The 24,633-nt window shown below is 67.4% G+C and carries 25 protein-coding genes; 14 read left to right on the top strand and 11 right to left on the bottom strand.

Annotated features, from left to right (window positions below):
* Nucleotides 1–25: 25 nt before the first annotated feature.
* Nucleotides 26–829 carry a fumarylacetoacetate hydrolase family protein gene (locus FHX37_RS08200; RefSeq protein ID WP_246062195.1) on the bottom strand — a complete coding sequence of 268 codons (804 nt, stop codon included), beginning with the start codon at nt 827–829 and terminating at the stop codon, nt 26–28.
* A gap of 263 nt (nt 830–1,092) precedes the next feature.
* Between FHX37_RS08200 and FHX37_RS08195 the strand changes: the two genes are divergently transcribed.
* Nucleotides 1,093–1,818, top strand: coding sequence for a FadR/GntR family transcriptional regulator (locus tag FHX37_RS08195; protein WP_394344484.1), 726 nt, complete (start codon nt 1,093–1,095; stop codon nt 1,816–1,818).
* Between the two features lie 19 nt (nt 1,819–1,837).
* Here FHX37_RS08195 and fdhD read toward each other — a convergent pair whose 3' ends face one another.
* Nucleotides 1,838–2,662 carry a formate dehydrogenase accessory sulfurtransferase FdhD gene (gene fdhD / locus FHX37_RS08190; protein WP_141923307.1) on the bottom strand — a complete coding sequence of 275 codons (825 nt, stop codon included), beginning with the start codon at nt 2,660–2,662 and terminating at the stop codon, nt 1,838–1,840.
* Nucleotides 2,663–3,164: 502 nt separating this feature from the next.
* On the opposite strand from fdhD, the gene FHX37_RS08185 reads away from it, so the two are divergent.
* From FHX37_RS08185 to FHX37_RS23200, 5 genes are all read left to right on the top strand, one after another.
* Entirely contained in the window at nt 3,165–4,028 is an 864-nt protein-coding gene (locus FHX37_RS08185; RefSeq protein WP_141923305.1) for a histidine kinase, read from the top strand.
* Nucleotides 4,025–4,810, top strand: a complete 786-nt coding sequence (locus FHX37_RS08180; RefSeq protein WP_141923303.1) for an energy-coupling factor transporter transmembrane component T family protein — start codon at nt 4,025–4,027, stop codon at nt 4,808–4,810. The genes FHX37_RS08185 and FHX37_RS08180 overlap by 4 nt, the downstream gene beginning before the upstream one ends.
* A 1-nt stretch (nt 4,811) precedes the next feature.
* On the top strand, nt 4,812–5,666 hold the full coding sequence (locus FHX37_RS08175; RefSeq protein ID WP_141923301.1) for an energy-coupling factor ABC transporter ATP-binding protein: 855 nt from the start codon (nt 4,812–4,814) through the stop codon (nt 5,664–5,666).
* Nucleotides 5,663–6,505 carry an energy-coupling factor ABC transporter ATP-binding protein gene (locus tag FHX37_RS08170; RefSeq protein WP_141923298.1) on the top strand — a complete coding sequence of 281 codons (843 nt, stop codon included), beginning with the start codon at nt 5,663–5,665 and terminating at the stop codon, nt 6,503–6,505. Before FHX37_RS08175 ends, FHX37_RS08170 begins: the two co-directional genes overlap by 4 nt.
* Before the next feature lie 462 nt (nt 6,506–6,967).
* A complete protein-coding gene (locus FHX37_RS23200; RefSeq protein ID WP_211351774.1) occupies nt 6,968–7,417 on the top strand; it encodes a hypothetical protein in 450 nt (149 codons plus the stop codon).
* A gap of 139 nt (nt 7,418–7,556) precedes the next feature.
* Here the strand turns inward: FHX37_RS23200 and FHX37_RS08155 are convergent, their stop codons facing one another.
* Entirely contained in the window at nt 7,557–8,702 is a 1,146-nt protein-coding gene (locus tag FHX37_RS08155) for a pyroglutamyl peptidase (protein ID WP_141923296.1), read from the bottom strand.
* Between the two features lie 331 nt (nt 8,703–9,033).
* Nucleotides 9,034–10,608, bottom strand: a complete 1,575-nt coding sequence (locus tag FHX37_RS08150) for an aldehyde dehydrogenase family protein (protein WP_246062194.1) — start codon at nt 10,606–10,608, stop codon at nt 9,034–9,036.
* A gap of 321 nt (nt 10,609–10,929) precedes the next feature.
* Between FHX37_RS08150 and FHX37_RS08145 the strand changes: the two genes are divergently transcribed.
* The 4 genes from FHX37_RS08145 to FHX37_RS08130 all read left to right on the top strand — a co-directional run bounded on the left by FHX37_RS08145 (nt 10,930) and on the right by FHX37_RS08130 (nt 15,078).
* On the top strand, nt 10,930–13,281 hold the full coding sequence (locus FHX37_RS08145; RefSeq protein ID WP_211351773.1) for a lysylphosphatidylglycerol synthase transmembrane domain-containing protein: 2,352 nt from the start codon (nt 10,930–10,932) through the stop codon (nt 13,279–13,281).
* A gap of 171 nt (nt 13,282–13,452) precedes the next feature.
* Nucleotides 13,453–13,950, top strand: coding sequence for a MarR family winged helix-turn-helix transcriptional regulator (locus FHX37_RS08140; RefSeq protein WP_141923294.1), 498 nt, complete (start codon nt 13,453–13,455; stop codon nt 13,948–13,950).
* Between the two features lie 10 nt (nt 13,951–13,960).
* Nucleotides 13,961–14,383 carry an organic hydroperoxide resistance protein gene (locus tag FHX37_RS08135; protein WP_141923292.1) on the top strand — a complete coding sequence of 141 codons (423 nt, stop codon included), beginning with the start codon at nt 13,961–13,963 and terminating at the stop codon, nt 14,381–14,383.
* 167 nt (nt 14,384–14,550) lie between these two features.
* Entirely contained in the window at nt 14,551–15,078 is a 528-nt protein-coding gene (locus FHX37_RS08130; RefSeq protein ID WP_141923290.1) for a hypothetical protein, read from the top strand.
* A 24-nt stretch (nt 15,079–15,102) separates the two neighbouring features.
* Here the strand turns inward: FHX37_RS08130 and FHX37_RS08125 are convergent, their stop codons facing one another.
* The 5 genes from FHX37_RS08125 to FHX37_RS08105 form a co-directional block, all read right to left on the bottom strand.
* A complete protein-coding gene (locus FHX37_RS08125; protein WP_246062193.1) occupies nt 15,103–16,035 on the bottom strand; it encodes a DMT family transporter in 933 nt (310 codons plus the stop codon).
* A 64-nt stretch (nt 16,036–16,099) separates the two neighbouring features.
* The gene (locus FHX37_RS08120) at nt 16,100–17,110 is read right to left on the bottom strand and encodes a hemolysin family protein (protein ID WP_141923288.1); all 1,011 of its coding nucleotides are present in this window, start codon (nt 17,108–17,110) and stop codon (nt 16,100–16,102) included.
* Nucleotides 17,107–18,498, bottom strand: coding sequence for a hemolysin family protein (locus FHX37_RS08115; RefSeq protein ID WP_141923286.1), 1,392 nt, complete (start codon nt 18,496–18,498; stop codon nt 17,107–17,109). Before FHX37_RS08115 ends, FHX37_RS08120 begins: the two co-directional genes overlap by 4 nt.
* Before the next feature lie 210 nt (nt 18,499–18,708).
* Entirely contained in the window at nt 18,709–19,266 is a 558-nt protein-coding gene (locus FHX37_RS08110; RefSeq protein WP_141923284.1) for a TrmH family RNA methyltransferase, read from the bottom strand.
* Nucleotides 19,267–19,365: 99 nt separating this feature from the next.
* Entirely contained in the window at nt 19,366–19,992 is a 627-nt protein-coding gene (locus FHX37_RS08105) for a class I SAM-dependent methyltransferase (RefSeq protein ID WP_141923282.1), read from the bottom strand.
* A gap of 103 nt (nt 19,993–20,095) precedes the next feature.
* On the opposite strand from FHX37_RS08105, the gene FHX37_RS08100 reads away from it, so the two are divergent.
* The 4 genes from FHX37_RS08100 (at nt 20,096) to FHX37_RS08090 (ending at nt 22,996) form a co-directional block, all read left to right on the top strand.
* Nucleotides 20,096–20,851 (top strand): SDR family oxidoreductase, encoded by a 756-nt coding sequence (locus tag FHX37_RS08100; RefSeq protein WP_141923279.1) that lies wholly within the window; start codon nt 20,096–20,098, stop codon nt 20,849–20,851.
* A gap of 147 nt (nt 20,852–20,998) precedes the next feature.
* Nucleotides 20,999–21,205 carry a DUF1918 domain-containing protein gene (locus FHX37_RS24215; protein WP_246062192.1) on the top strand — a complete coding sequence of 69 codons (207 nt, stop codon included), beginning with the start codon at nt 20,999–21,001 and terminating at the stop codon, nt 21,203–21,205.
* A 36-nt stretch (nt 21,206–21,241) separates the two neighbouring features.
* Nucleotides 21,242–21,517: a DUF1876 domain-containing protein gene (locus FHX37_RS24210; RefSeq protein ID WP_449405179.1), complete on the top strand. Its 276-nt coding sequence runs from the start codon at nt 21,242–21,244 to the stop codon at nt 21,515–21,517.
* 183 nt (nt 21,518–21,700) lie between these two features.
* A complete protein-coding gene (locus tag FHX37_RS08090) occupies nt 21,701–22,996 on the top strand; it encodes an APC family permease (RefSeq protein ID WP_141923277.1) in 1,296 nt (431 codons plus the stop codon).
* On the opposite strand, the gene FHX37_RS08085 is transcribed toward FHX37_RS08090, so the two are convergent.
* Nucleotides 22,975–23,613 (bottom strand): NUDIX hydrolase, encoded by a 639-nt coding sequence (locus FHX37_RS08085; protein ID WP_246062190.1) that lies wholly within the window; start codon nt 23,611–23,613, stop codon nt 22,975–22,977. The two genes, FHX37_RS08090 and FHX37_RS08085, sit on opposite strands and share 22 nt — an antisense overlap.
* Nucleotides 23,614–23,792: 179 nt before the next feature.
* Nucleotides 23,793–24,557 carry an HAD family hydrolase gene (locus FHX37_RS08080; RefSeq protein ID WP_141923272.1) on the bottom strand — a complete coding sequence of 255 codons (765 nt, stop codon included), beginning with the start codon at nt 24,555–24,557 and terminating at the stop codon, nt 23,793–23,795.
* Nucleotides 24,558–24,633 lie beyond the last annotated feature (76 nt).

Genomic DNA, 24,633 nt, shown 5'->3' with positions numbered 1-24,633 from the left:
TCCCGTGGTTCCGGGAGCACCGCGATCACGCCGCCACGAGCTGCTGGCGCTGTCGTCCCAACCCGTCGATCGCCAGTTCCATGGTGTCGCCCGGCCGCAGGTACGGCTGTCCCGGACGTCCCATGGCGACGCCCGCCGGTGTGCCCGTGATGACCACGTCGCCCGGATGCAGCACCATGAAGTGGCTCAGGTAGTACACCAGGTACTCGACACCGAAGATCATGTTCGACGTGTTCCCGCTCTGGACCAGGGCGCCGTTGACCCACAACCGCACGTCCGCCTGCGCCGCGTCGGCGTCCTCACCGGTGACGAGCCACGGGCCGAGAGGGGTGAAAGTCTCGCACGACTTCCCCTTCTCCCACTGTCCACCGCGTTCCAACTGGAACTCCCGCTCGGAGACGTCGTTGGCGACGGTATAACCCGCAACGGAACGCCTCGCCTCCTCCGTACTGCTCAGGTAGCGAGCGGTGCTGCCGATGACGACCGCCAGCTCCACCTCATGGTCGGTCTTGGTGCTGTGTGGGGGGATGACAACGTCGTCCTCGGGCCCCACCACCGTGTCACTGGGTTTGAGGAAAGCGATCGGTTCGTTGGGAGGGCAGGCTCCACTCTCCGCTGCGTGGTCCAGGTAGTTCAACCCGATACCGACGATCTTTCCGGGAGAAGCGACCGGAGGGCCGACGCGCTGCTGGTGTGGGTCTGTGACCTGGGGGAGTCCGCCGTCGTCCAGGGCCTGTCGGGTGCGTTCGATACCGCCACCGGAGAGGAACGCGGCGTCGATGTCCGTCGTCACCCCGCTGAGGTCGTACACGGTTCCGTCCGTAGCCATCACGGCGGGGCGCTCACTGCCATGCGGGCCGATCCTGAGGTGTCGCACGTTGCTCCCGTGTCGTTGGGCCAGTTACGGCATAGTTCGTTGGTCTGACCAGTGTTCGATGGCCGACGAGACATGGCGGATAGTGGGCGAACTATCCGCGCCATGTCGGAAAATTGGTATGATCACTTTTACGTGTGGGGTTTGGAGGGTGTCAAGATGGGAGGCGCAACCAACTGTCCAGTAACATGGCGGCGGCCCGACACGGAGGGAACCACGTGCCTATTTCCGACAGTCCCCCCGGCGCGACCCCACCAGCCGGCCGGACCCCGGTCACGCAATGGGCGACCGAGCGCATCAAGACGATGATCGCCGACGGGACGCTCAGCCCCGGAGACCGGCTCCCCACCGAGCGGGAACTCGCCGGGGAGCTGGGGGTCTCGCGCAGTTCGATGCGCGAAGCCATCCGTGCGCTCACAACGCTCGGGGTTCTGGAGGTGCGGCACGGCTCCGGTGTCTACGTATCGGCGCTGCGCCCGCGGGACCTGTTGGACACCTTCTCCGTGCTCGCCGAGGTATCACAGGGACAGACCCTTATCGAGGTCCTGCAGGTCCGCCGCATGCTGGAGCCCGCGGCCACCGCGCTGGCGGCGGCGCGGGCGGACGAGGAACAGCTCAACCGGCTCGGGACGATCCTGGACCGGATCGAGGGCGGGGGAAGCGAGGGGGAGACGGTCGCCGCGGACCTCACCTTCCACCAAGCCATCGTGGACATCACCGGAAACGCGACACTGGCGGCGATCAACGACGGACTCTCCTCGCGTACGTTCAACGCCCGGGTATGGCACGGGCACCGCGAAGCGGGACTCACCGCCCGGCTTCGGGAGGACCACGAGCGTATCTACCGCGGACTGCTGAACCGGGATCCCGAGGCCGCCCGCGCCGCCGCCACCATGCACGTGCTGGAGGTCGAACGGTGGCTGCGCAGCGACCTTCCCGAGTAGCGAGCACCACTCCCCGGGCTCACGCCAGGATCCGCTCCTGTCGGGTGTAAACGTTCATCGAGGACCCGCGCAGGAAGCCCACCAGTGTCAGGCCGGACTCGGCCGCCAGCTCGACAGCCAGCGACGACGGAGCCGACACGGCGGCCAACACGGGGATCCCCGCCATCAGCGCTTTCTGCGCCAGTTCGAACGAGGCGCGCCCCGAGACCATCAGCGCGGTCTCCCGCAGCGGGAGCCGACCGTGCTGCAACGCCCAGCCGACGAGCTTGTCCACCGCGTTGTGCCGTCCCACATCCTCGCGTACCGCCACGAGATCACCCTCGGCGGTGAACAACCCCGCAGCGTGCAGCCCGCCCGTGCGTTCGAACACCCGCTGGGCCGCACGCATCTTCTCGGGGAGCTCGGACAGAGTGGCGGGGGTCAGCGCCACCGGGTCCTCGGTGACGGTCCAGCGGGAGGCGGTGCGTACCGCATCCAGACTCGCCTTCCCGCACAGTCCGCACGAGGAGGAGGTGTAGAAGTTCCGCTCCACGGACGCCTCGGGAACGACGACGCCCGGTGCGAGAGCCACGTCCACGATGTTGTACGTGTTGCTGCCCTCCGTGGTGGAACCGGCACAGTAACGGATGCCCACCACCTCGTCTGACCGGTGGACAACCCCCTCACCAGCGAGGAAACCCACGGCGAGGTCGAAGTCGTTGCCGGGCGTGCGCATCGTCACCGTGAGCGGCCGCCCGTTGACGCGGACCTCGAGCGGTTCCTCCACCACCAACGTGTCGACACGGTCGCTCACCGCGCCTTCCCGAATCCGCAGTATCTTCTCGCGGACCGTCACCCGACCCATAGTTTCGTGCCTTTCGGAACCTCGTGTTCGGACCAGTGCGCCCGGCCACGGGCACCCCTGGTGTGTCGGGCGGACATGCCCCGTTCCTGTTCCCGCCTCGCACCGAGTATCCACCCGCGGAGCCGCCGCCGGGAAGAGTCCCGCGCCCACAGCGGGACCATCCCGGCGGCGGCGACACGTACAGCCGTGGAACCCGGGCGGGGGTCGGGCCGCCCGCTGCGGGGCCCTTCCGGGAAGCCGGTGCGTCGCCCTCCGGACGTGTGTGGTTTTCATGATCCCAGGGAAACAGGACTGTCACATACGGTGACAGGGCTTCGAGCGGAAGCCCTGGTGCCAGCGGAGACAACATGCCGGACCATCTGCGTGTCCGGGGTAGAGTTCGAGCAGGTAAACGGTGTGATATGGGACATCGTTCGCAGAAAGCGTGTTGCGGGGCACGAGCCCTCCGGACCGTTGGCGCGTTGTCCGGCACACCCTGTCCCTGTCCCGACCCGGAGCTGCTATGACCACCTCACCGGAAAAGCGACGATACCCACCCTGGCTCCTCATCGCCGCAGGCGCTGCCATCATCCTCGCCACGTACTTCTACCTGGTGGTGTGGCAGCCGGAAAGCCTGGTGGGTGGTGCGGGGGTCGGACCAGCCGCACTCGTCGCTCTCGCCGGCTACCTGGCCGGCTCCGCCCTGATCATCGCCGGCGCCATGTCCCGGATGCCCACCTCGACGGTGACACTGTTGCCGATCGCCATCGCGATCAACATCGTGGCCGGACAGATCAACAACATGGTGGGTCTGCCGCTCTACCTCGACTCGATCGGGACGGTACTCGTCGGCCTGCTCGCGGGGCCGGCGGCCGGTGCCGCTACGGGGGCACTGAGCAACGTCATCTGGGGCATCAGTATCAGCCCGGCCTCGTTGCCGTTCTCCACCACCCAGGTCGGGATCGGTCTGCTCGCCGGTCTGTTCGCCCGCTGGGGCTGGACCCGGCGTCTGGTCACGTGCGTCGCGGCGGGAGTGATCACCGGCGGAGTGGCCGCCTTCATCTCCGGTCCGATATCCGCCTTCGTCTTCGGCGGCGCCAACGCCTCGGCGGGACGCAGCGCCATAGTCGCCCTGTTCCAGACCCTGGGGTTGGACACGCTCGGCGCCGCGATAGCCCAGGGGCTCACCGTCGACCCGTTGGACAAGGCAATCGCCTTCCTCATCGCGGTGTTGATCCTGCGATCCCTCCCCAGCCGCTTCTCGACCCGTTTCCCGTTCGCCCGGAAGCACGCGGTGTTCGCCCCCAGGCGCGCCTCGGCCCTGGCACGGACCGAAACCGCGGACGCCACCCACCAGGAGGACACGTTGCAAGGAGGGCGAGCGTGAGCCAGACGCTGAACTTCTACGACGAGGGCACCACCTGGATCCACCGGCTCAACCCGGTCACCAAACTGGTCTTCGTCGCTGCCGTGACCATCGCCGCCTTCGGAGTGGACAGCGTATGGTGGCCCGCCCTCCTGTTCGTTGTCCTGGAGCTCCCCGGTGCGGTCATCGCGCGAACCGCTCTCCGGTTCTGCAAGCTCGTCCTCGGGTTCTTCGGCCCGTTCCTGGTCATACTGTTCCTGCTGCAGGGACTCACCTACCCGGACCCCGGAACGGTGCTCGCCGAATTCGGCCCCTTCGCCATCAAGACCGAGGGTCTCGTCTTCGCCGGCACCACCGCGCTGCGGCTGCTGGTCATGGTGGGGGCGTTCATTCTGCTGCTGCTCACCACCCACCCGGGAACACTGATGTCGGGCATGCAACAGGCGGGGCTGCCCCCGAAGATCGCCTACGTGATCTCGGCGACCATGCAGATCATCCCCTCCTTCCAGGCGCGGGCCTCCGCGATTATGCAGGCACAGCAGGCGCGCGGGATGGAGACCAGCTCGGGCGGTGCCCTGAGCCGAGCGCGTCGGCTCGTCCCGCTCATGGGGCCGTTGCTCCTCGGCGCCCTCACCGATGTCGAGAACCGCTCCATCGCCATGGAGTCCCGGGCGTTCGGCTCTCCCCACCACCCGACCGCCTACACCGTTGTCAGCGATTCCCGCACCCAGCAAGCCGCGCGCTGGGGAATGATCCTGCTGGGAGTCTCCGCGATCGTGCTGAATACGCTGGGGGTTTTCTAACGTGATCACGTTCCGCGACTTCACCTACGCCTATCCGACCAGTGAGTCCCCCGTGCTGCACGACATCACCCTGGACGTGCATCCCGGGCGGTTCCACGGCCTCGTCGGCCCCGGCGGATCGGGAAAGTCCACCCTGGCCATGGCCGGCGCCGGGTTCATCCCCCACGCACAGGGCGGCGAGTACACCGGGGATGTCACGGTCGACGGCCTCACCGTCGGTGACACGTCGCTGCCCGAGCTCGTCACCAGGGTGGGGCTGGTCCAACAGGATCCGTTCAACCAGATCTCCGGTGCCAGGTTCAGCGTCCGGGAAGAGATCGCGTTCGGCTGCGAGAACCTCGGGACCGAACGCGGCGAGATGGTGCGCCGGGTGGACGACGTGATGCGGATGCTGGACATCACGCACCTGGCGGAGCGCTCCCCCTACGAACTCTCCGGCGGGCAACAGCAGGTCATCGCGGTGGCATCGATGCTGGTTATGCAACCCAGCGTTCTCATCCTGGACGAGCCCACCTCCCAGCTCGACCCCGCCGGCTCCCGCATGGTAGTCGAGGCGCTCGCGACCATCCGCCAGTCCGGGATGACCGTCCTTCTCATCGAGCACAAACTCGAACTCCTCGCTGAGTACGCTGACGAGCTCCACGTCCTCACCGGCGGTCGGCTCGTCGCGGAGGGGACACCGGAGGAGATCCTCACCGACACGCGGATGGAGGAGTGGGGAATCGGCCGCCCCCGCTTCGCCACTGCGGCAATGGAAGCCCGACGGGAAGGGGCGTGGCCGAGCGGTCGCAGCTTGCCTGTGACGCTGGACGCCGCTGCTGCAGGTTTCCGAGCGTTCCTGGAAGGAAAGCGATGAGCCTGATCAGTATCAGTAACCTCAGCTACACCTACCCCAGCGGTGTCACCGCCCTCACGGGAGTGAGCATGGACGTGGCCGCGGGGGAGCGGGTCGCCATCATCGGGCAGAACGGAGCGGGGAAGACCACGCTCGCCCGCCACCTCAACGGCATATACAAACCCTCCGACGGAACCGTCCGCATCGCGGGGCAGGACACAACCGACCAGAGCATCGCCCAACTGTCGGCCAGCGTCGGTTACGTCTTCCAGAACCCGGCGGACCAGCTCTTCGCGAAAACGGTCCGACGCGACGTGGAGTTCGGTCCGCGCAACCTCGCGAAGACGGAGACGGAACGGCACCGCCTCACCCAGTGGGCTCTGGAGGCCACCGGACTGACCGACCAGGCCGACCACCACCCGTACCACCTGTCCCCGGCGGAGCGTAAACGTGTCGCGCTGGCCTCGGTACTGGCCATGGGAACCCCGGCGGTCGTGCTGGACGAACCCACCACCGGGCAGGACCACCGGGAGGTCACCAGGATCCAGCACGTCCTGGGTGAGCTGCACGAACAGGGGACCACGGTCGTTGCGATCACACACGACATGGACTTCTGCGCGGAGAACTTCGACCGTGTCATCGTCATGGCCCACGGAAGCATCATCGCCGACGGCACCCCCGCCGAGGTGTTCGCCCAGCAGGACAAGCTGCACGAGGCCCGGGTCGAGCAACCGCAGCTGCTGCGCCTCGCACGGGAACTGGGGTGGTCGGCCACGGTCATCACGGTCGGCGGATTCCTGGAACAGCTGCGCGCCGCTCCCTCGGCCGTCGGGGAGGAGACGTCGGCGACGGGAGAGTGACGCCGGGTGGCTCCGTTCGGCGCCCCGCTCGGTCGGACCCGGTGCCGTGGCGCGTCCGGCGTATCTCGACCCTCCGTGGCGGCGGCCCCGTTCCGGAGGGTCCAGGCGCTGGCATGCCGTCCGGCCCCGGAGGAACAACGCCGGTCCGCGACAGGACGCGCGGTGGAGGCTCTGATGGGCGGGCGGCCGCGAGTGGTGGTCGCGGGGTCGGCGGGGCCGGATTGCGCCCTGCCGGTCGCCGCCTCTGGCGGAGCTCCCTCCCATGACCCGCGGACCCACTCTTCTCGCGTCCCAGTTGCAGTCCCAGAAGAATCTACACTGTAAAGGAACTGGTATGGCAACTTCTCCGATTCCATAACAAAACCCACGTCACATGGAACCACAGCACGCACCCACACATCTGACCTGAGACCATCAAGCGACGAATCCCCAAGCATCCTTCCCAAGGGGGGAGAACGCATCATGAGTTACGGTCCAGGTCCTGGACAACCACCACCGAACAACGGGGGCTGGGGAGCGCCGCCTCCTCCGCCCGGTGGCCCCCCGCCCGGTGGCCCCCCGCCCGGAGGTCCTCCCGGAGGCCCCCCACCCCCACCACCCCCCGGTCCGCAGCAGGGAAACGAGAAGCCAGCCAGCCAGGGCAGTGCCATCGGCGCCCTGATCGCCAACGCGGTAGGGCTCTTCTGCTGCTGCGGGGGCACCCTCGTCGGGCTGATCCTGGCCATCATCGGCCTGACCATGGTGAACAGTAACCCCAAGGCCTCGCGTGGCTGCACCCTCGCGTCGTGGATCCTGTTCGGCCTCTGCATCCTGTTCGGGATCGTTTACCTCATACTGGTATTCGCGATGGGGTGGGACACTCCCGGTTACTACGACTACTACTACGACTACGACTCCAGTTACTCGTACTGACGCGACAGGCGTGGTGGTGCTCGCCGCCACCACGCCCCATCACCGCCGCTGCCCCGGGGCGCGGGAAGCCCACACGCGGTCACGCCGCGGGTCCCCCACAGCGGTCGCAGTCGGCCAGCGGGCACGCACGGTCGTCGCCTCAGTCGGTGTCCGTGCTTCCGCCCAACGCGGCGGGGACCATGCCGCGTACCTGTTCGACGAGTTCGGCACGGGAGATCCCGATACCAGGACCGGTGGTTTCCCGCCTCTCGTCGGAGCCGGACCGTAGCGGGGGAGTCCGGATATGGCCGGTGGGAACGTTCCGGCTCGCGGCGTCCCGGAGCACCGCACCGCGGTAGGCGAGCTCGTTGAACAGTCCGTTCCCACCGGAGCCCTCCCGGGCCCGGGATCCCGCGGTAGGGCCGTCGCTCCTGAGGACTGGTTCCTCCGAACCGGCCGGAACCTCGACGACGGAGGTGTTCTCCCGCACCGGAACGTTTCCGGAGGACTCGGTGACCATGGTCCGGTGCGGCAGTGAGGAGCGGGCCCACTGCGGCCCCGGGGTCCCGGACCCGGTGAGAGGCACCGGCCCGGGAGCCCGCACATCCTCGTTGTCTGCGGCGTCGCTGCGCCACGCCGCGCTGTGTGTTTCCAGGACGAAGCAATCCTCGTCCCCCTGGCCGAGGGCGACGACGGCGTTCGCCGGCGCCGTGCCGCCGTCGCCTCCGGTGTAGTGCGGGGACAGGGCGCTCTCCACCATCCCGCCGGTGAAGTCGCGCCACCGCACCGGGAAGAGCGCCGTGCGTACCACCACGGTGTGTCCATCGAGGTCGAAGGTGGCGCCGTGCAGGGCGAGCGCCGCGACCCCCGAGGAGTTGGAAGCTCGGATGTCGGCGTCGAGGCCGCACGGGTCGAAGCCGGTCACGATGACGCCGAGCAACCGGTCGTCCGGCGGGAAGACCAGGTCGTCGTGTCCACGGGAGGCGTGTTCCAGCCGGGTGATCAGAGCGGCCCGGTCCCGTTGTCCGAGTTGGAAGGACGGTTGCCAGGACCGGAGCCGTGCGATGAGCGCCAACCGGGCCCAGTAGAGAACCCGGTCGTCGGTCGTCTCTTGGCGGGCGGCCTCCGACCAGAGTCTGCGGCCGTGTGAGGACACAGTTTGGGTGGCCTGGTCCAGGTCGCTGGCCGCGGCGAGGTCGGCGGAGAACAGGGGAGCGGCCGCGGCGAACCCGGAGCGGCGTAGGATGAGCTGCGGTGTCTCCAGCTCGGCGCGGGATTCCTCGACGGTCGCTGTGGTGGCACTCATCTTTTCCAGACTGAAGCGGCGGCAGGGCTTCGAGATCGGTGCGGAGTTTACCGCGCATCCGGTCTCCGGAGCGGACGCCCCCGCCGTCGGTCGGGGACCGCGCCCACCGGCCGACCTTGCCCGCGCGTGGCTCGCGCTGGTAGCGGTCGTTCCGGCGGGTTGACCGCCTCCGCCCGGGGGCGGAGAACCCCGGCGGGCTACGTCTCCGTCCCGGGCCGAGCATCCCGGAGCGTCGTCCGCCGCTTCGGGCCGGGACAATGCCCCCACCCTGCCATGGCCCCTCCGGCGTACCGTCGTACCACCACGGAAGCACGACGGTACGCCGGTGTCGTCACTCCAACCGGAAACTCATGTCCGCCTCTATCTGGGCAACGTCCATCTGCGCTTTCTGGAGCTTGCCGGAGTAGTCCCAGTTCATCGACCGCCACCGGGTGAACTGGTCCAGTACCCAGGTGCCGGACAGCCGTCCACCGTTGCCGGAACGGCCGTTCCCACCGAACGGCATGTGCGCCTCGGCACCCGAGGTGGAGTTGTTGACACTGACCATGCCCGCTCCGACACCGGAACGGAACGTGAACGCCGTTCGTGGGTCAGTGGTGTATACCGCGCTTGACAGGCCGTAACCGGGGAGGTTGGACAGTTCGATCGCTTCCTCGAGGTGCCGGTAGGTGGTCACGCCGATGATGGGGCCGAAGGTCTCCTCCGTGAATACCTTGTCGCTGGGACGCACCCCGTCCAGGATCACCGGATGGTAGAAGAAGCCCGATTCCGGGTCTCCGACGAACCCCTCCCGCGGACGGGCGGGGGTGATCCTTCCGGTCGCCGTTGACCCCAGAACCCGATGGTGGTCACTGATCCAGTTGAGGAAGCCCTCGTAACGCTCCGCGAAACGCTCGTTGATCATCGGTCCGTAGAGCACGTCGCGGGTGGGATCCCCCACCGCAGCTGAGGCGGTCGCCTCCGTGAGCAGGCTGATGAACCGCTCGTAGACCGACTCGTGCACGATCGCGGTTCCCAACGAGGTGCACCGCTGTCCGGCGGTGCCGAATCCGGAGAACAGCGCTCCCTCGGCCGCCAGCTCCACATCGGCGTCCTCCGTGACAACCATGGGGTTCTTGCCCCCGAGCTCGAGACAGGGGGTCTGGAGGTGACGGCCGCACAGTTCCCCGATGCGGGAGCCCACCGTGGTGGAGCCGGTGAAGCCGACCTTGTCAACGAGTCCCTCGTCGAGGGCGTCGCTCAGCCCCGCGAACGCCTCCTCTCCCTCGCAGTAGACGATGTTCAGCACACCCGGGGGGAGCCCCGCGCGGGAGAACACCTCGTAGAGCACCCAGGCGCAGGAGGCGGAATATTCGGCCGGCTTCCACACGACCGTGTTTCCGGTGAGGAGGGCAGGGACGATGTACCACGAGGGAACAGCCACGGGGAAGTTCCCCGCCGTGATGACAGCGGCCACACCCAGCGGGTCACGGAACGTGAACAGCTGTTTGTCCGGCATCTCCGAAGGGACGGTATGGCCATACAACCGGCGTCCCTCACTGCGGAAGAACTCGCATGTGTCTATGACCTCCTGAACCTCACCGCGCGCCTCCGTGAGGGTCTTTCCGATATCGCGGGTCACCGCGCGGGACAACGCCTCCTTGTTGGCCGTGGCCAGGTCGGCGATGTTACCGATGACCTGGCCACGGATGGGAGCGGGAGTCCGCGCCCACTCCTGTTGGGCCTGCTTCGCGGTGCGGCACGCCGAGGAGAAGTCCCCCCGGTCGGCAAGGCTGACGTGGGCCAACACCTCCTCCGTCAGCGAGGGATTGGTGTTGGCCATGGGGCGGTCCGCGCGCTGCAGGGGGACACCGCCGATCACGGACCGAAGGTCGGCGGGAGACTGGGCAGAGGTTGTCTCGGTCACCGAAGTGCTCCATTGCTCTTGGTGGGTTTTCTGCTCACGTAGCCCTCATTCTCGGGTGCGAAACATCATGGTGGCCATAGGAGGACGCGGCAGAAATCCCGAAAGCAGCTCCACAATCCGGGCTTAAAGTACAAATTTCTTCATTCAGGAAAAAGCTCACTTGTCGGCGGGGGACTGTCGTGCTGCCGGAAGCCGAAACCACCAAACCCCCGCGACGGGGAAACCCCCGAACACGCCCCCACCCAACCCCCGAAAGGCAGACGCGTCGGGCACGCTGGAAACGTGGAGCCAGGAGGAAAAACACCCCCGACGCAGGGCGCGATGAGAACACTCGAAGACAGCCAACCGACCGCACGCAGAACACAGGACCTGCTGCTCGCCCTCGCCGGGACGTTGTTGGTCGCGCTTGTCCTGCTGGTCGCCGAGATCCCCGCAGAGGACACGGGAACCGCCGACCCGGAGGAGCTTCGTGCGCTGATCTCCCCCTCTCTGATGGCGCTGATAGCGGGAGCGGCCAACCTCACCGTTCTGGTGCTGATCAGCGTGGTAACCGTGGAACGGCTCCTCCGGAAGCAGCTCCGCCAGCTTGTGCGCGGGATCGTCGCCGGAATCTGTGGCTACGGCGCCACGGGCATGCTCAACGCCGCAGTGCTCGCGGCGTCCGGCCCCGGAGGGCCGCCCGAGGTGCTGGCCACGTCGGACACGCACAGCGTCTTCACCATCGCCCTGCACGCCTACATCGCCGCCGCCGTTGCCTACGTGGGCGCACTGGCGCCCGATCACGTCCCCCGCGTGCGTACAGCGATGTGGCTCGGCATCACGGTCACCGCCGTCTCGGTCCTGTTCGCGGGGATCACCACTGCGGTCAGCCTGCTACTGACCATCGTGGTCGGACTGACCTGTGCCACGGGCACCAGCTACGCCGTGGGAATGTCCCAACCGGCCTCCATCACCGGCCAACTGGTGCGGGAACTGCGTCGGTTCGGCCTCGAACCACTCGAGATCACCCCGTCCGAGGACGATCAGGAGGGAAACCAGCACCTCAGTGTGGACACCGTTGACCGCCGCCTGGACATCATGCTGATGCACGCCAACGACACCGCACGCCTCGGGAGGCGTCTGCTCGGCATCGCCATGCTGCGCCAGTCGGCCGCCCCACCGGTACTGCTGGGACTGCGTCGACGCGTGGAACACGCCGCCCTGTTGGAGTCGGCCGCGCGCTCCGCCGGGGCCGCTGTCCCGCGTCTGATCGCCATCGGGGAACTCGGTCCCCAGACGGCGGTGCTCGTGCGGGAGCACCGCCGTGTCCGGTCATTGGACGACACCACCGCCTCCGACCTCACCGAGGAGAGCCTCGACGCCGTGTGGAGCGAGCTTGACCTCCTGCACCGGCACCGCGTCGCCCACAACGGCATCAACGGCGACACCCTCGGCTGGCAGATGAACGGACGTCCCACCTTCCTCGGCGTGTACGGCGGGAGTCTCGCCGCCGCACCACTCAAGATGTCCCTGGACGTGGCGGCCCTGCTGACCGTGTTGGCGATGCGTGTGGGGGCGGAACGCGCCGTGGCCTCCGCCGTACGGGTTCTGGGGGTGCCTCCCGTGGCCGGCGTTCTGCCCTTCGTGCAGCCCGCGGGACTACCGTTGGCACTACGCCGCCGCCTGACCACTCACCCACGGCTCCTCAGCGGCGTACGGGAGCAGATCGCGCTGATCGCCCCGGAAGCTCCGGCGAGACCGGCCCGCATCGAACGGATGCGTCCCCGGACCGTGGTCAGCGTCATCGCTGCCACCGTGGTCGGGATAGTTTTCGCCTACCAGCTCGCGGACGTGGACTTTTCCACGATCACCGGTGCCGAACCCGGGTGGGCCTCGGCCGCTTTCGTCGCTTCCCTGGTGTGCATGCTCGCCGCGGCCATGGCCCTCATGGGATTCGTTCCGCTCCGGTTGGGACTGTGGCGGACGGTTCTGGTGCAGTACGCGGCGTCGTTCCTACGGATCGCCGCCCCGGCGAGCGTGGGTGCGCTCGCGCTGAACACCCGCTATGTGACGCAGAGCGGCGCGTCGACGGGAGTGGCCATAGCCGCGGTGGGACTCTCCCAGGCCGCGGGGCTTCTGGTCCATGTTCCGCTGCTGCTGGTGTGCGCCTACCTCACCGGAACGGACTATGTCGCCGACTTCTCCCCCTCGGCCACGGTCATCGTCGTGAGCGTGTCCCTGTCGGCTCTGAGCGCGACCGTGCTTCTGTTCCCTGTGCTGCGCCGGGCGATCCTGGAACGCCTCCGCCCCTATTTCCGGGGGGTGCTTCCGCAGCTGCTCGACCTGCTACAGCGTCCGGGGAAACTCGCGATGGGGGTGGGCGGAACCCTGCTGCTCACCGTTGGGTTCGTGCTCTGTCTCCACTTCTCCGTCGCGGCCTTCGGCGGCAAAGCGAGCGTGGCGGCGGTCGCGGTGGTGTTCCTGGCCGGCAACGCGATCGGCTCGGCAGCTCCCTCCCCGGGAGGGTTGGGTGCGGTCGAGGCGGCGCTGCTCGGAGGGCTCACCACGGTGGCCTCCGTTCCCGCGGCCATCGCGCTTCCGGCCGTCCTGCTGTTCCGGGTCCTGACGTTCTGGCTTCCGGTTCTTCCCGGCTGGGGAGCCTTCCACCTCCTGCAGCGTTGGCGGGCGATCTAGCGTCTCGGCCGCGTGGTCGGTCCTGTACCGGACCGCGGCCGGATGCCGGGAAACCGGGACGCCCTGCCCAACATTATGAATCTACATCGTAAAGTCAAATTTTTGGTTGCCCCCAACAAAGTTGTGCACAATAAAGACTGGTAGGGTCCTCAATGAGGAGGGCAAGAGAGCATGTCCAACGCACCGGAACCAGACGACCCGCTAGCGCTACAGGCACAACTGTGCTTCGCGGTGTACTCGGCATCCCGAGCATTGACCGGGCTGTACCGTGAGCTCCTGGCCGGAACCGGCCTGACCTACCCGCAGTACCTGGTGATGTTGGTGCTATGGGAGCAGGGGACCGTGCCCGTCAAGGAGCTCGGGGAGCGACTGCGGCTTGACTCGGGCACGCTCTCGCCGCTGCTGCGCCGTCTGGAGACCAGCGGTCTCGTGCGGCGGATCCGCAGTTCCCAGGACGAACGGGTCGTCCGCGTGGCTCTCACCCAGCGGGGGACAGCGCTGCGGGACAGCGTCGAGCACATTCCACACCACGTGTTGTGCTCGTCCGGGATCCCGGAGAACAGGATCCCCGAACTACGCTCCCTGCTCGAACGGGTGACCTCCTCAGCCGAAGCCGCATCCGTGGAGGTGCGTGCTTCGACGGAACCCACATCCAACAAGGAACACTGAGGGAGACAACGTGAACGTTCTCTACACTGCCGACGCGACCGTTGAGGGCGAGGGCCGCACCGGTAAGGGCAGTACCAGTGACGACCGGCTCAACGTCGACCTGTCCGTGCCCAAAGGTCTGGGCGGGGACGACGGCCCGGGGACGAACCCGGAGCAGCTCTTCGCCGTGGGCTACGCCGCCTGCTTCCACGGCGCGCTGAAGAAGGTCGCGCGTGAGGCCAAGGCCTCGGTCGAGAACTCCACGGTCAACGCCAACGTCAGCCTCGGCCGCGAGGAGGACGGGATGGCTCTCGCGGTGGAGCTGACCGTGAACCTGCCCGGCAAGGACCAGGCGGAGGCGCAGAAGCTCGTGGACGCCGCCCACCAGGCGTGCCCCTACTCGAGGGCGACCCGTGGCAACATCGACGTGACGGTCACCGCCGTCACATCCTGACTGGGCTGCTACCGGGCTTCTCCCGGGGCCGTTGGGCTCCGGGAGAAGCCCCGCGGGCGGCCCAACAGCCCAGTGGGACCGGAAAACGGTCTCCGGAGCAGTTCCCTTCTTCCCCCGCCACGGGCCCGCACTACCCTGGCCGCCGGGTCTTCGTTACCCTAGCCTCCATGTTCGAGGCTCTGGTCGCGCAAGCTGGTATCTCCCCCCAACCCTCCCTTGCCGAGGTGGTTCGGGCCGTACACGCCATCCCGCACGGGCGCCCCAGCGAGCCCACAGCACAGGCGGTCCTCGCGGAGTGGCGCGGGACCAGCTCCACCAAGCACGAACTGCTGTCCTCGGTTGTCGCCGAACGCTGGCCGCAGGCCCAACCGCGGCTGGTGCACCGGGTCTACCGGTGCACCCCGGAACTGGCACGGGGGCGTTTCGGTGAGAAAGCGGCCTCCGCCGTCCCGGAGAACGGTCTGTGGGACGTGCACCGGTACCTCACCGTCGCGGTGGAAGGGGAACGTGTCACGATCGACGTGACGTTCCCGCACACTCCGGAGTGGGACGGGATCTCCTCCATGCCGGTCGCCGTGGGGGAGGGGAGCGACCATGAGGCCGGCCCCGACCCGAACAGGGAAAAGCGCGTACTGGAAGCGGCACGATGCGACCCCGCGGTGCGTGAACCCTTCATCGCTGCACTCTCCGCCTGACCCACGGAAAGCGGCGAGTCGCGGTCAGCTCGGCTCCGGCTCCCTGCTGACAGGTGTCGCCACTCCGGTGGGGCGCTCCCGGGAACGGCTCAGGGCCATCACGGTCACACACGCCAGGATGATCCCGGCGCCGGTCCACTGGCTCCAGGTCAGTTCCGCACCGAGAACCGCGACCCCGACGAGGGCTGACACGAGCGGGAACGCGAGCTCGGCCAGGGTGGCCCGGCTCGCGGGAGTACGGCTCAGTCCCCAGTAGTACAGCGACAGCGCGAGAAGCCCCGGAACGACGGCCAGCGCGGCCAGCATCGGCAGATGCGTGGGACCGACCAGCACCGGCGAGCCACTCCCGAGCACCAACAGCAGCGCGACCGGCAGAGCGAGCGTGAACCGCACGGCGGTGACGTGCATGAAGGACATCCGAATACCGGCCAGACGCCCCAGCACCGTGCCGGACGCCCACAACAGTGCGGCCCCCAGCGCCAGACCGGCCGCTTGGGCACCCTGGACGCTGACATCCAACGGGTCCGGGAACGCCAGGATCCATGTCCCGGCGACGGCGGGCAGAGCGTACCCGACGTAACGGGGGGAGAGGCGTTCTCCCAGAAGCAGTACGGCCAGCAGGATGCCCAACAACGGTTGGAGCTTCTGCAGCACCTGGGGAGTGATCGGGTCCCCCACCGTGAACGCCGCGGTGAACAGGGTGGTGGCGAGGACGGAGGACCCGCCGCCGACCACCACCATGGCGGCCACGGCCTTGGGGCCCGCACGAAGGAGCGCGCGCAGTGCCGGAACGATCCACGGCGCCAGCAGCAGGGTGATGATGGCGTGTTCGTACAGGACGATCGTCGGTGCGGGGAGTACCTGGGACAGGGGGTCCCGCATCAGGGCCGAGGTCCCCCACAATCCAGCCGCGACGGCCACTGCCCACATGCGGTCAGCGGTACGCGTTGTAGCCACGTTCGTTACCTCTGTCTATGCACGGCGGTGCGTCCGCCGTCGGGTCACTGGTTCCGGGGCGGAATCAGGCGGCCGTGTTCACCAGCAGCCGGTCCAACATGTCCTGCAGCGTTACCAGCCCGACGATCCCGTGGCTGTCCTCCACCAGAGCCAGATGGCTGCGACTCTCCCGCATGATACTCAGTGCCGCGTAGATGGGGGTTGCGGCCTCAATCGTCAGCACCGGACGCATCAGGTCCGCGGCAGTGGTCTTCTCCGGACTGACCAGCGCGTCCCGTACGTGCAGGACCCCGACCGGCTCGTCGCCCTCGAGGACGACGAGCCTCAGGTGTCCGGAACTGCGGGAGACGTTCTTGATCTCGGTGTGGGTGGCCTCGGGCGTGACGCCGGCCAGTTCCTGGCGGGGAGTGACGATCTCACGTACCGGCCGCGAGTTCACCTCCAGGGCCGTGGCGAGCTGGTCGCGGCGCTCGGCCTCAAGAGCCCCGGCCTTGGCGGAGTGGTCGACGAGCTCCCGCAGGTCCTCGGGACCGTGACCGGCCGCGACCTCGTCCACGGCCTCGATACCGAGACGGTGCAGGCACCAGTTCGCCATACCGTTCAGCAGCACCAGCACGGGGCGGGTGAGCCACATGAACACACGCATCGGCACCGCCAGGAGGATCGCCGACCTCTCCGGGTGGGAGATGGCCCAGGATTTGGGAGCCATCTCGCCGATCACCAGGTGCAGGAAGGTCACGATCACCAGGGACAGTGTGAACGACACCACCGCCGACGCGGGGCCCGGAAGGAACTCGTGCAGTAACGGTTCCAACAGGTGGTGCACCGCCGGCTTGGTGACAGCGCCCAGAGCCAGGGTGCACAGGGTGATGCCCAACTGGGAACCCGCGAGCAGCAGAGAGAGGTCACGGGCGCTCTTCAGCGCGGCCTGCGCGGAGAAACTGTCCTCCGCGGCCTCCTCCAGCCGGTAACGGCGAGCGGCAACGAGCGCGAACTCGATGGCGACGAAGAAGGCACTGAGCGCGATGATGCCCACCGAGACCAGCAGCGCGACAACAGGATGCAGATCGCTCACGCGTTTACCTCCCGGTCGGGCGACGTGGGCTCCGCGACGCGCGTCTCATGGAGTTCCAACCGCACCGTCTCCGGTACGTGCCGGTCGACCTCTCGCACACTCACCGATACGGAGTACTGGGGATCATCCTCGTGCGCGCCGGGATGGCGCGGGAGCTCCACCTGGATGCAGTCCCCGGGTTCGGGCAGCCGGCGCAGCTCGTGGATGACGAGCCCGCCGATGGTCTCGTAGTCGTTCTTCGGTAGGTCGTGGCCGATGAGGCGTTCGACCTCGTCGATGTGCAGGGCTCCTGGCAGCAGCCAGCTGCCGTCCTCGCCCACGCGTATCTCGCCGGCGTCCTCGGGATCGTGCTCGTCGGCGATCTCTCCGACGAGTTCCTCCGAGATGTCCTCGGTCGTGATGACGCCGGCCAGCCCGCCGTACTCGTCGACGACGCAGGCGAACTCCTCGTCCGACTCGCGTAACCGGCCGAGTGCTGCCGGGAGCGGCAGCGGTGCCGGAACCATCACCGCCGGACGTGCGACGTCGCCTATCGTGATCGAGGTCAGGTCGCGGTCGTCCAGCGCGAGCACGTCCCGCAGGCAGACCACACCGACGATGTCGTCCAGGCCGTGGCCCAGCACGGGGAAACGGGAGTGGCCGGAGGCCATCAGTTCGACGACCCGACTGACCGGCTCCCCGTTCTCGACCGTGGTGACCTGCGGGCGCGGGATCATGGCGTGCCCGGCGGTGCGGTCGTGGAAGTCCAGCGTGCGGTCGAGCAGAGTGGAGAGTTCGGCCGGAAGGTCACCGCTCTCGCGCGACTCTTCCACGATACGTTCGAGGTCGCGTGGGGTGGCGGCATGGCGGACGTCCTCCACCGGAGTGATCCGTACGGCTTTGAGCACCAGGATCGCCGCCTGGTCGAACAACCAGATCAGCCAGCCGAAAACGCGCAGGTAGGCGTTGGTGGACCAGGCGATCCGGCGGGCGAGCGGTTCGGGCCGGGCGATCGCGAGATTCTTGGCGAACAGCTCGCCGAAGACCATCTGCACCACGGTGGAGAACATCAGGGCCAGAGCGGTCCCCACCGCCAGTCCGACACCGGTGGGGACGTTGATCCCGCCGAACAGCTCGCCGATTCCGGAACCGATCATCGGTTCGGCGACGTAGCCGACGAGTAGCCCGGTAACGGTGATACCCAGCTGCGCACCGGAGAGCATGAAGGACGTTCGTCCGGTGACGTTCAGAGCGCGCCGCGCTCCGGTGTCCCCCTCCGCGGCCTGCGCTTGTAGACGGGAGCGGTCCACCGCCATGAAACCGAACTCCTGGGCGACGAAGTACCCGGTCGCCGCCGTGATGGCGATGACTACCACCGCTCCGAAAAGGATGCTGAGGACGACGCTCACTTCGCGCGCACCACCTCGGGGCGGTCACCCGCTCGGACGGTTACCGCACGCACCGGTATCGGTTTCGTCATGTCCTCGGGATCGGGGATGCAGCGCCCGCTTCGGGCGCTGCCGGTACTTCGGTACGGGTCCACTGTTCCTCTCTTTGGTCGCCTGTACCTGGGGATACGAATGCTGGAGGTAAGAAATTCCCGCAGTGAGCGGACCGAATCACTGACCCGAGGAGTCATTCCCGTTGGGAAGGCTCTGCCACTCTCTGCGGCGGGTCTCCGCGAGCGCGATGGCCGTCGCGACCGCGACGTTGAGGGAACCGACCTGGCCCACCTGCGGTATGTAGGCGGTCGCGTCGACGTTGGAGAGCAGGGCGGGGGAGCAGCCGTGGTCCTCGGCGCCGACAGCCAGGCAGACGTCACCCTCCAGCGCTGCCTCGTGCAGTGGCGCCGCGTCACGTGTGAGCTCCACGGCGACCACGGAGAACCCCTCCTCATGGGCGGCACTGACTGCTTCGCCGGATGTGCGGAGCTTGCGCCAGTCCAGTTTCCGTTCCGTTCCCAGGGCCGTTTTCCCTACCTGCGGATGGGTCGGCTCCGCGGAGTTGCCGGTCAGCCAGAGGTGTTCCACACCGAACGTCGCACTGCTTCGCAGGATGGATCCCAGGTTGAACGGTTGGGTCACCGACTCGACGATGAGGCCGATGCGGCCGTGTGTGTTCCTGCGCCATCGGCGGTTCAGCCGTTTTATGTCCGTGGGGCGGAGCTGTGTGCTCACCTGAAGTGCGTTCCTTATATGGATAGAGCGATGGTAGTTGCAGCCAGCATAGCGGTCGCGGGTGTGGAACGCGTGCCTGAGGTGTGCGGAGACACCGTGTCAGGAGCGCTGGACATGCAGTACTCGGAATCCGGCACGCGAGGCGAGGCGCCGGGTGGGGTAGCCGTTGTGTTCCAGCCAACGGTGCAGGGAGTCGGCGCCGAGGTTGCGCTGCACCACCAGGTAGGCGTTGCCCCCGTCGGCGAGCCGCCCCAGCCAGGTGTGCAGCAACGTGTGCAGGGCGGGTTTGCCCACCCGGATGGGTGGGTTGCTCCAGATCGTGTCGAACGGCCCGGACAGTTTCTCGCTCTCGGTGCTCCGGTCGGTCGGTTGTCCCTCGGGGATCAACTCAAAATCTACGTTGTAAAGGCCATTCTGTTGTGCATTTTGTTCAGCAAGAGCAACAGCACGAGAATTAACCTCAACCCCCAGCACCGAAGCCAACGGGCACCGCGCGGCCATTGCCAGGGCGATGGGACCGTACCCGCACCCCACGTCCAGCAGCCTGCCTGTCGGGGGAGGGGCGGGGACGTTCTCCAACAGAACCCGTGTCCCGACGTCGATCCTGTCCGGGGAGAAGACCCCGCGGTCGGTTCTCAGACGCAGGTGCAGGTCGGGAAGGACGAGATTGACAGTAGCGGGGCGGTGCGTCGCTTCCGGATCGGGTTCGAAGTAGTGCGGGGCCACACGATGACGGTACCAGTGGGCCACGCAACCCGAGTACCAGTACCGACCAAGTGGTCGGTACTGTTGTGCCGCCGACAGAGCCAACTGTTCAGGAGGAGAGCACGTGGGACGTTTCGACGGGAAAGTCGCGATCGTCACTGGGGCGAGCCGTGGCATCGGCCTGGCCTCCGCCCAGCGGATCGTTGCGGAAGGTGGGAAAGTAACCGTCACAGCCCGTAACCCCGATCCGCTCGAGGCCGCGGTTTCCGAACTAGGGGGCAAGGAGAACGCTCTCGGGGTCGCGGGTAAGGCCCACGACGAGGAGCACAGGCAAGACGCGATCGAACGGACGTTGGACACGTTCGGCCGCGTCGACGTCCTGATCAACAACACGGGGATCAACCCGGTCTTCGACGCCGTCGTCAACGTCGATCCGGCCGCTATGGCCAAGATCTTCGACGTGAACGTGATAGCCGCCGCAAGCTGGGTGAGTGCCGTCTACCACGCGTGGATGAAGGACAACGGCGGGGCGGTGGTGAACGTCGCCTCGTTGGCCGGACAGCATCCCTCACCCGGTCTCGGTATCTACGGGGCCAGCAAAGCGGCGCTGATCAACCTCACGGAGCAGCTCGCGTACGAGCTCGCCCCCGGGATTCGCGTGAACGCGGTCGCGCCCGCCGTGGTCAAGACCCAGTTCGCCTCCGCGCTGTACTCGGAGGATGAGGCCGCGGTCGCCGAGGGCTACCCACTGGGGCGTCTGGGCGAAGCCCAGGACGTGGCTGCCGCCATCGCACATCTGGCTTCCGCGGATGCCGCGTGGGTGACGGGGCAGACGCACACTCTCGACGGCGGGCGTACGCTCGGCGCCGGCGTCGAGTGAACCGAACAGTTCCCGCTCCTGCTCCGCGGTCCCAGGGCCGCTGTCCGCGGAGCAGTGCTTTCCGGACCGGATGCGCTCGGTCAACCATTGAAATCATGCCGTATCGGGCGGAAGATGGGGAGTAGAGTCCGTCATCAGGGAGGACCGATGAGAGCACAGGTCGGAGACCACCTGGTTGTCGAAGCTCCACGCGATGATGCCCATCGGCGTACCGGTGTGGTGACTGAGGTGCGCGGTTCCGAAGGTGCTCCGCCGTACCAGGTGCGCTGGCTGGATGAGGACCACGAGGCGCTGGTCTATCCCGGGCCGGACGCCCACATCGAGGAAGGTCCGGGTGAGGAGGACTCCGCCTGACTCCGGATGGTGGTCGGGCAACACCTGGGGGGAAAGATGCACACGATGAAGCGGTGGAACGTCGACATCCTGCTTTCCGAGGACAGTGAGGGGGACACGGCCCGCACATGGGCCGAAGTGGGCCTGGACTCCGAGGATGGCTCGGCACTGCGGGGCCACGGGATGGCACGCAAGCATCCCTTGGACGTCGATGTTCCGGAGATCGGTGACGAGCTCGCAGTATCGCGCGCTTTGGCGGACTTGTCCCGCCAGTTGCGTCAAGTGGCTGCTGAGGATATCTCCGAGCACACGGGTTCTCCGTGGCGTCCGTGACACCGGTTGACGAGGGGCGCCACAGCACCGTCGGCTCTGGTCAGAGCACGAGCGGTGGTGGGATGTCCCTCGTCCTCGTGCGTGCGCCAGGCGCGTGGTGACCGGAAATTGGCCGGTTGCGGCCAGATCGAGTGGGCCCTCGGTTCACCCTGAGGGGGTCGGGATAGGGCACACTCGGGCGTGATGACCACCTCTTCTGGTTCGCAGGGTACGCCTGCGCGAGTGATGGGCACTGTTGACGCCGCGACGATCGGTGCCGGTGCCATGATCGGGGCTGGCGTTTTCGCGGTGTTCGCTCCGGCAGCTGACGAGGCGGGGGCATGGTTGCCTGTCGCTTTGTTGATCGCCGGACTCGTGGCGTATTGCAACGCCACCTCCTCCGCCCGGTTGGCGGCACGTCACCCCCAGTCGGGGGGGAGCTACGTCTATGGGCGGGAGCGCCTGGGGGAGCTGTGGGGGTATCTCGCAGGCTGGGCGTTCATCGTGGGAAAGACGGCTTCGTGTGCGGCCATGGCGATGACGTTCGCCGCCTACGCGTGGCCGGCGGGCGGGAGTTGGGCGGCTGCTGGCGCGGTCGTCGTGCTCGCGGGGATCAGTCATCGCGGTATTCGTGCCACGGCGTTGGTAACCCGGTTTCTGCTGGTCGTCGTCCTGGTGGTGCTGGGAGTGTCCGTTGCCGTGTCGTTGGGGGGAGGGGCCGCTCAGTTCGAGCGTTTGTCCCTGACCAGTCACTGGCCGGGGTTCTTCGGGTTGCTGGGTGCGGCCGGCATGCTGTTCTTCGCTTTCGCGGGCTATGCGCGTATCGCGACGTTGGGTGCTGAGGTGCGCCGGCCCGAGCGGACCATTCCCCGTGCTATCTCCGTCGCGTTGGGCTTCGTTCTCCTCGTGTACCTCCTGGTCGGAGTGTCCGCGCTGACGGTGCTGGGACACAGTTCCCTCTCGGAGAGCTCCGCCCCGTTGGTGGACACCGTCGCCGCGGCCGGTTGGCCGTCCCTGGGCGGGTTCGTCCGGGTGGGGGCTGCGTTCGCCAGTCTGGGGGCGTTGCTGACTCTGTTGCTGGGAGTGTCGCGTACCGTGCACGCGTTGGCCGGCGATCGGAACCTTCCGTGGTTCCTGGCGAGGGTGCACGGGCGGTTCGCTGTGCCGTACCGGGCGCAGTGGGCCGTGGCGCTGGTCGTGTGCGTGTTGGTGCTTCTGGTCGACCTGCCGAGCGCGATCGGGTTCTCCGCTTTCGGGGTCCTGGTGTACTACGCCATTGCCAACGCCTCCGCGCTCCGGTTGGGGCCGGAGGAGAACCGTCCGCCCCTACTGGTTCCGGTCGGGGGGCTGACCGGATGTGTGGTGCTGGCTTTCAGCCTCCCGTTGACCTCGGTCGTTCCGGGGGTCACTGTTCTTCTCGCCGGGGGGCTCGCGTGGTTGTTGACCCGTTTCCTCCACCGTCGTGGTTGGGCGGGTGGTCAGTCTTCTCCCCGGGGGTGAGCGAGGCCGTGACGTGCGGTCGCGGACAGCCGTAGGTGCGCGAGTTCCTCAGGGGGGAACCAGGCGCAGTCCGCGGTGGAGCCGTTGCTCTCCGAGACCACTGCTGGTTTGGGATGGCTGACGTGCACCCGGAAGAATACCCACACCGCGTACAGGTCGGTGTGGGAGCTTTCCGGGCCGGTCGCGTTCGGGCGTCGATGGTATGTGGCCGACGTCAGCGTACCGATGTTCCCGTGCTGGCCTGTTTCCTCTGTGATTTCCCGCAGTAATGCTTCGCGTATGTCCTCGCCGTGATCGACCCCTCCACCGGGAAGATGCCAGCTTCCGGCGGAGGGGTAGCCGGGCGCGATCCTGGACAGCAAGACGCGCCCGGCCGTGTCGGTGACGACGCCGTAACAGCCGAACCGGCGTAACACGGGGGTGTTCGGTTGGGGCTCTTCGGTTACGAGTTCGTCGGCCTGGGGAAGCGCGGGAAGGTTTGGGTCCCGTGAGGTGGGAAGGAGTGTCCCTGCGGGAAGGGTGCACGTGTAGTGGATTCGGTCGATGTGTAGCAGGACCGGTCCGGCTGCGTCAGCCGTGGCTACGACCTCGCTGTAGGAGTCGTGCGGGGTGAGCACGGCACCTGGCGGAAGGTTCGCGGCTTGATGGGCAACCTGGGCTGGGTCGTCGCCGAAACGTACTCGTCCTCCCGGCAACCCCTGGTTCCTGCCGTGTTGGTCCACGAGAACGGACCCCTCAGGAGTGTGTGCTGTCACATGGGCACACACGCGTCTGGCCTTGCGGGGGCCGTGTTCGGTCATTGCAGTTCCGTTTCGGCCTTGGGCACTGCTGTGGGGCCGCCACCTCCTGCGAGGTCGACCAGATCGTCCAGTTTTTCGATCGCGGTGATGTCACTGGGTGCTTCGTTGTTCGGCCCGGTGTGCTGACCGTAGCGGTTGACCAGGATGGGGCGGAGGCCCGCTGCCACTGCCCCGAGGGCGTCGGCCCGCATCTGGTCGCCGACGTGCCAGCACTGGTGAGGGGCGACGCCGAGCCGTTGGCAGGCGATCTCGAAGACCCGCGCGTCGGGTTTTCCCACTCCGACGGCGTCGGCGCAGACGATGTCGTGGAACTGGTTGATGATCCCCAGGGCTGTGAGTTTCTCCCGTTGCAGGGTTTCGACTCCGTTGGTGATGACGCCGAGTCCGATGCCGAGGGTGGCGATCCGGCTGAGTGCCGGGGCCACGTCGTCGAAAGTGTGCCAGGAGGCACGGTGGGCTTGCAGGTAGACCTGGTAAAGCTCGTCGCACTCGGCGTCGGAGATCTGGGAGTTGCCTGCCTGGGTGGTGAGGGCCCGGACCCGTTCGCGGCGCTGTTCCTGGAAGCTGAGGCGTCCGGTGATGTAGGCGCCGAACGAGATGTCGGTCTGTACGTCCCACAGGTGGCGTGCGGCGGTGAAGCTGGGGTGTCCCACCCGTTCCATGAGTGCGCGCAGGCCGGCTGAGCTGGCCGCGCGGTCGTCGAGCAGGGTGTCGTCGAGATCGAAGAAGATCACGGTTGGCGCGGTGCGGCTATCTCGCATCGTACTTTCCCATCGCGTCCGGTAGCAGGGCAAACATCCCCACGCTACCGGTTCTCGGCTGCGTACCGTAGCGCCG

Origin of the sequence: Haloactinospora alba, assembly GCF_006717075.1 — a bacterium.
GTDB lineage: Bacteria > Actinomycetota > Actinomycetes > Streptosporangiales > Streptosporangiaceae > Haloactinospora > Haloactinospora alba.
Note: the sequence above shows the minus strand (reverse complement) of the source record. Positions and strands in the feature narration are given on the sequence as shown.

Bases quoted from the DNA above. Each gene is read 5' to 3' on its own strand.
- FHX37_RS08200 (WP_246062195.1), bottom strand. From the start codon at position 829: ATGGCTACGGACGGAACCGTGTACGACCTCAGCGGGGTGACGACGGAC.
- fdhD (WP_141923307.1), bottom strand. From the start codon at position 2,662: ATGGGTCGGGTGACGGTCCGCGAGAAGATACTGCGGATTCGGGAAGGC.
- FHX37_RS08185 (WP_141923305.1), top strand. From the start codon at position 3,165: ATGACCACCTCACCGGAAAAGCGACGATACCCACCCTGGCTCCTCATC.
- FHX37_RS08170 (WP_141923298.1), top strand. From the start codon at position 5,663: ATGAGCCTGATCAGTATCAGTAACCTCAGCTACACCTACCCCAGCGGT.
- FHX37_RS23200 (WP_211351774.1), top strand. From the start codon at position 6,968: ATGAGTTACGGTCCAGGTCCTGGACAACCACCACCGAACAACGGGGGC.
- FHX37_RS08155 (WP_141923296.1), bottom strand. From the start codon at position 8,702: ATGAGTGCCACCACAGCGACCGTCGAGGAATCCCGCGCCGAGCTGGAG.
- FHX37_RS08145 (WP_211351773.1), top strand. From the start codon at position 10,930: ATGAGAACACTCGAAGACAGCCAACCGACCGCACGCAGAACACAGGAC.
- FHX37_RS08140 (WP_141923294.1), top strand. From the start codon at position 13,453: ATGTCCAACGCACCGGAACCAGACGACCCGCTAGCGCTACAGGCACAA.
- FHX37_RS08130 (WP_141923290.1), top strand. From the start codon at position 14,551: ATGTTCGAGGCTCTGGTCGCGCAAGCTGGTATCTCCCCCCAACCCTCC.
- FHX37_RS24215 (WP_246062192.1), top strand. From the start codon at position 20,999: ATGAGAGCACAGGTCGGAGACCACCTGGTTGTCGAAGCTCCACGCGAT.
- FHX37_RS24210 (WP_449405179.1), top strand. From the start codon at position 21,242: ATGCACACGATGAAGCGGTGGAACGTCGACATCCTGCTTTCCGAGGAC.
- FHX37_RS08090 (WP_141923277.1), top strand. From the start codon at position 21,701: ATGACCACCTCTTCTGGTTCGCAGGGTACGCCTGCGCGAGTGATGGGC.
- FHX37_RS08080 (WP_141923272.1), bottom strand. From the start codon at position 24,557: ATGCGAGATAGCCGCACCGCGCCAACCGTGATCTTCTTCGATCTCGAC.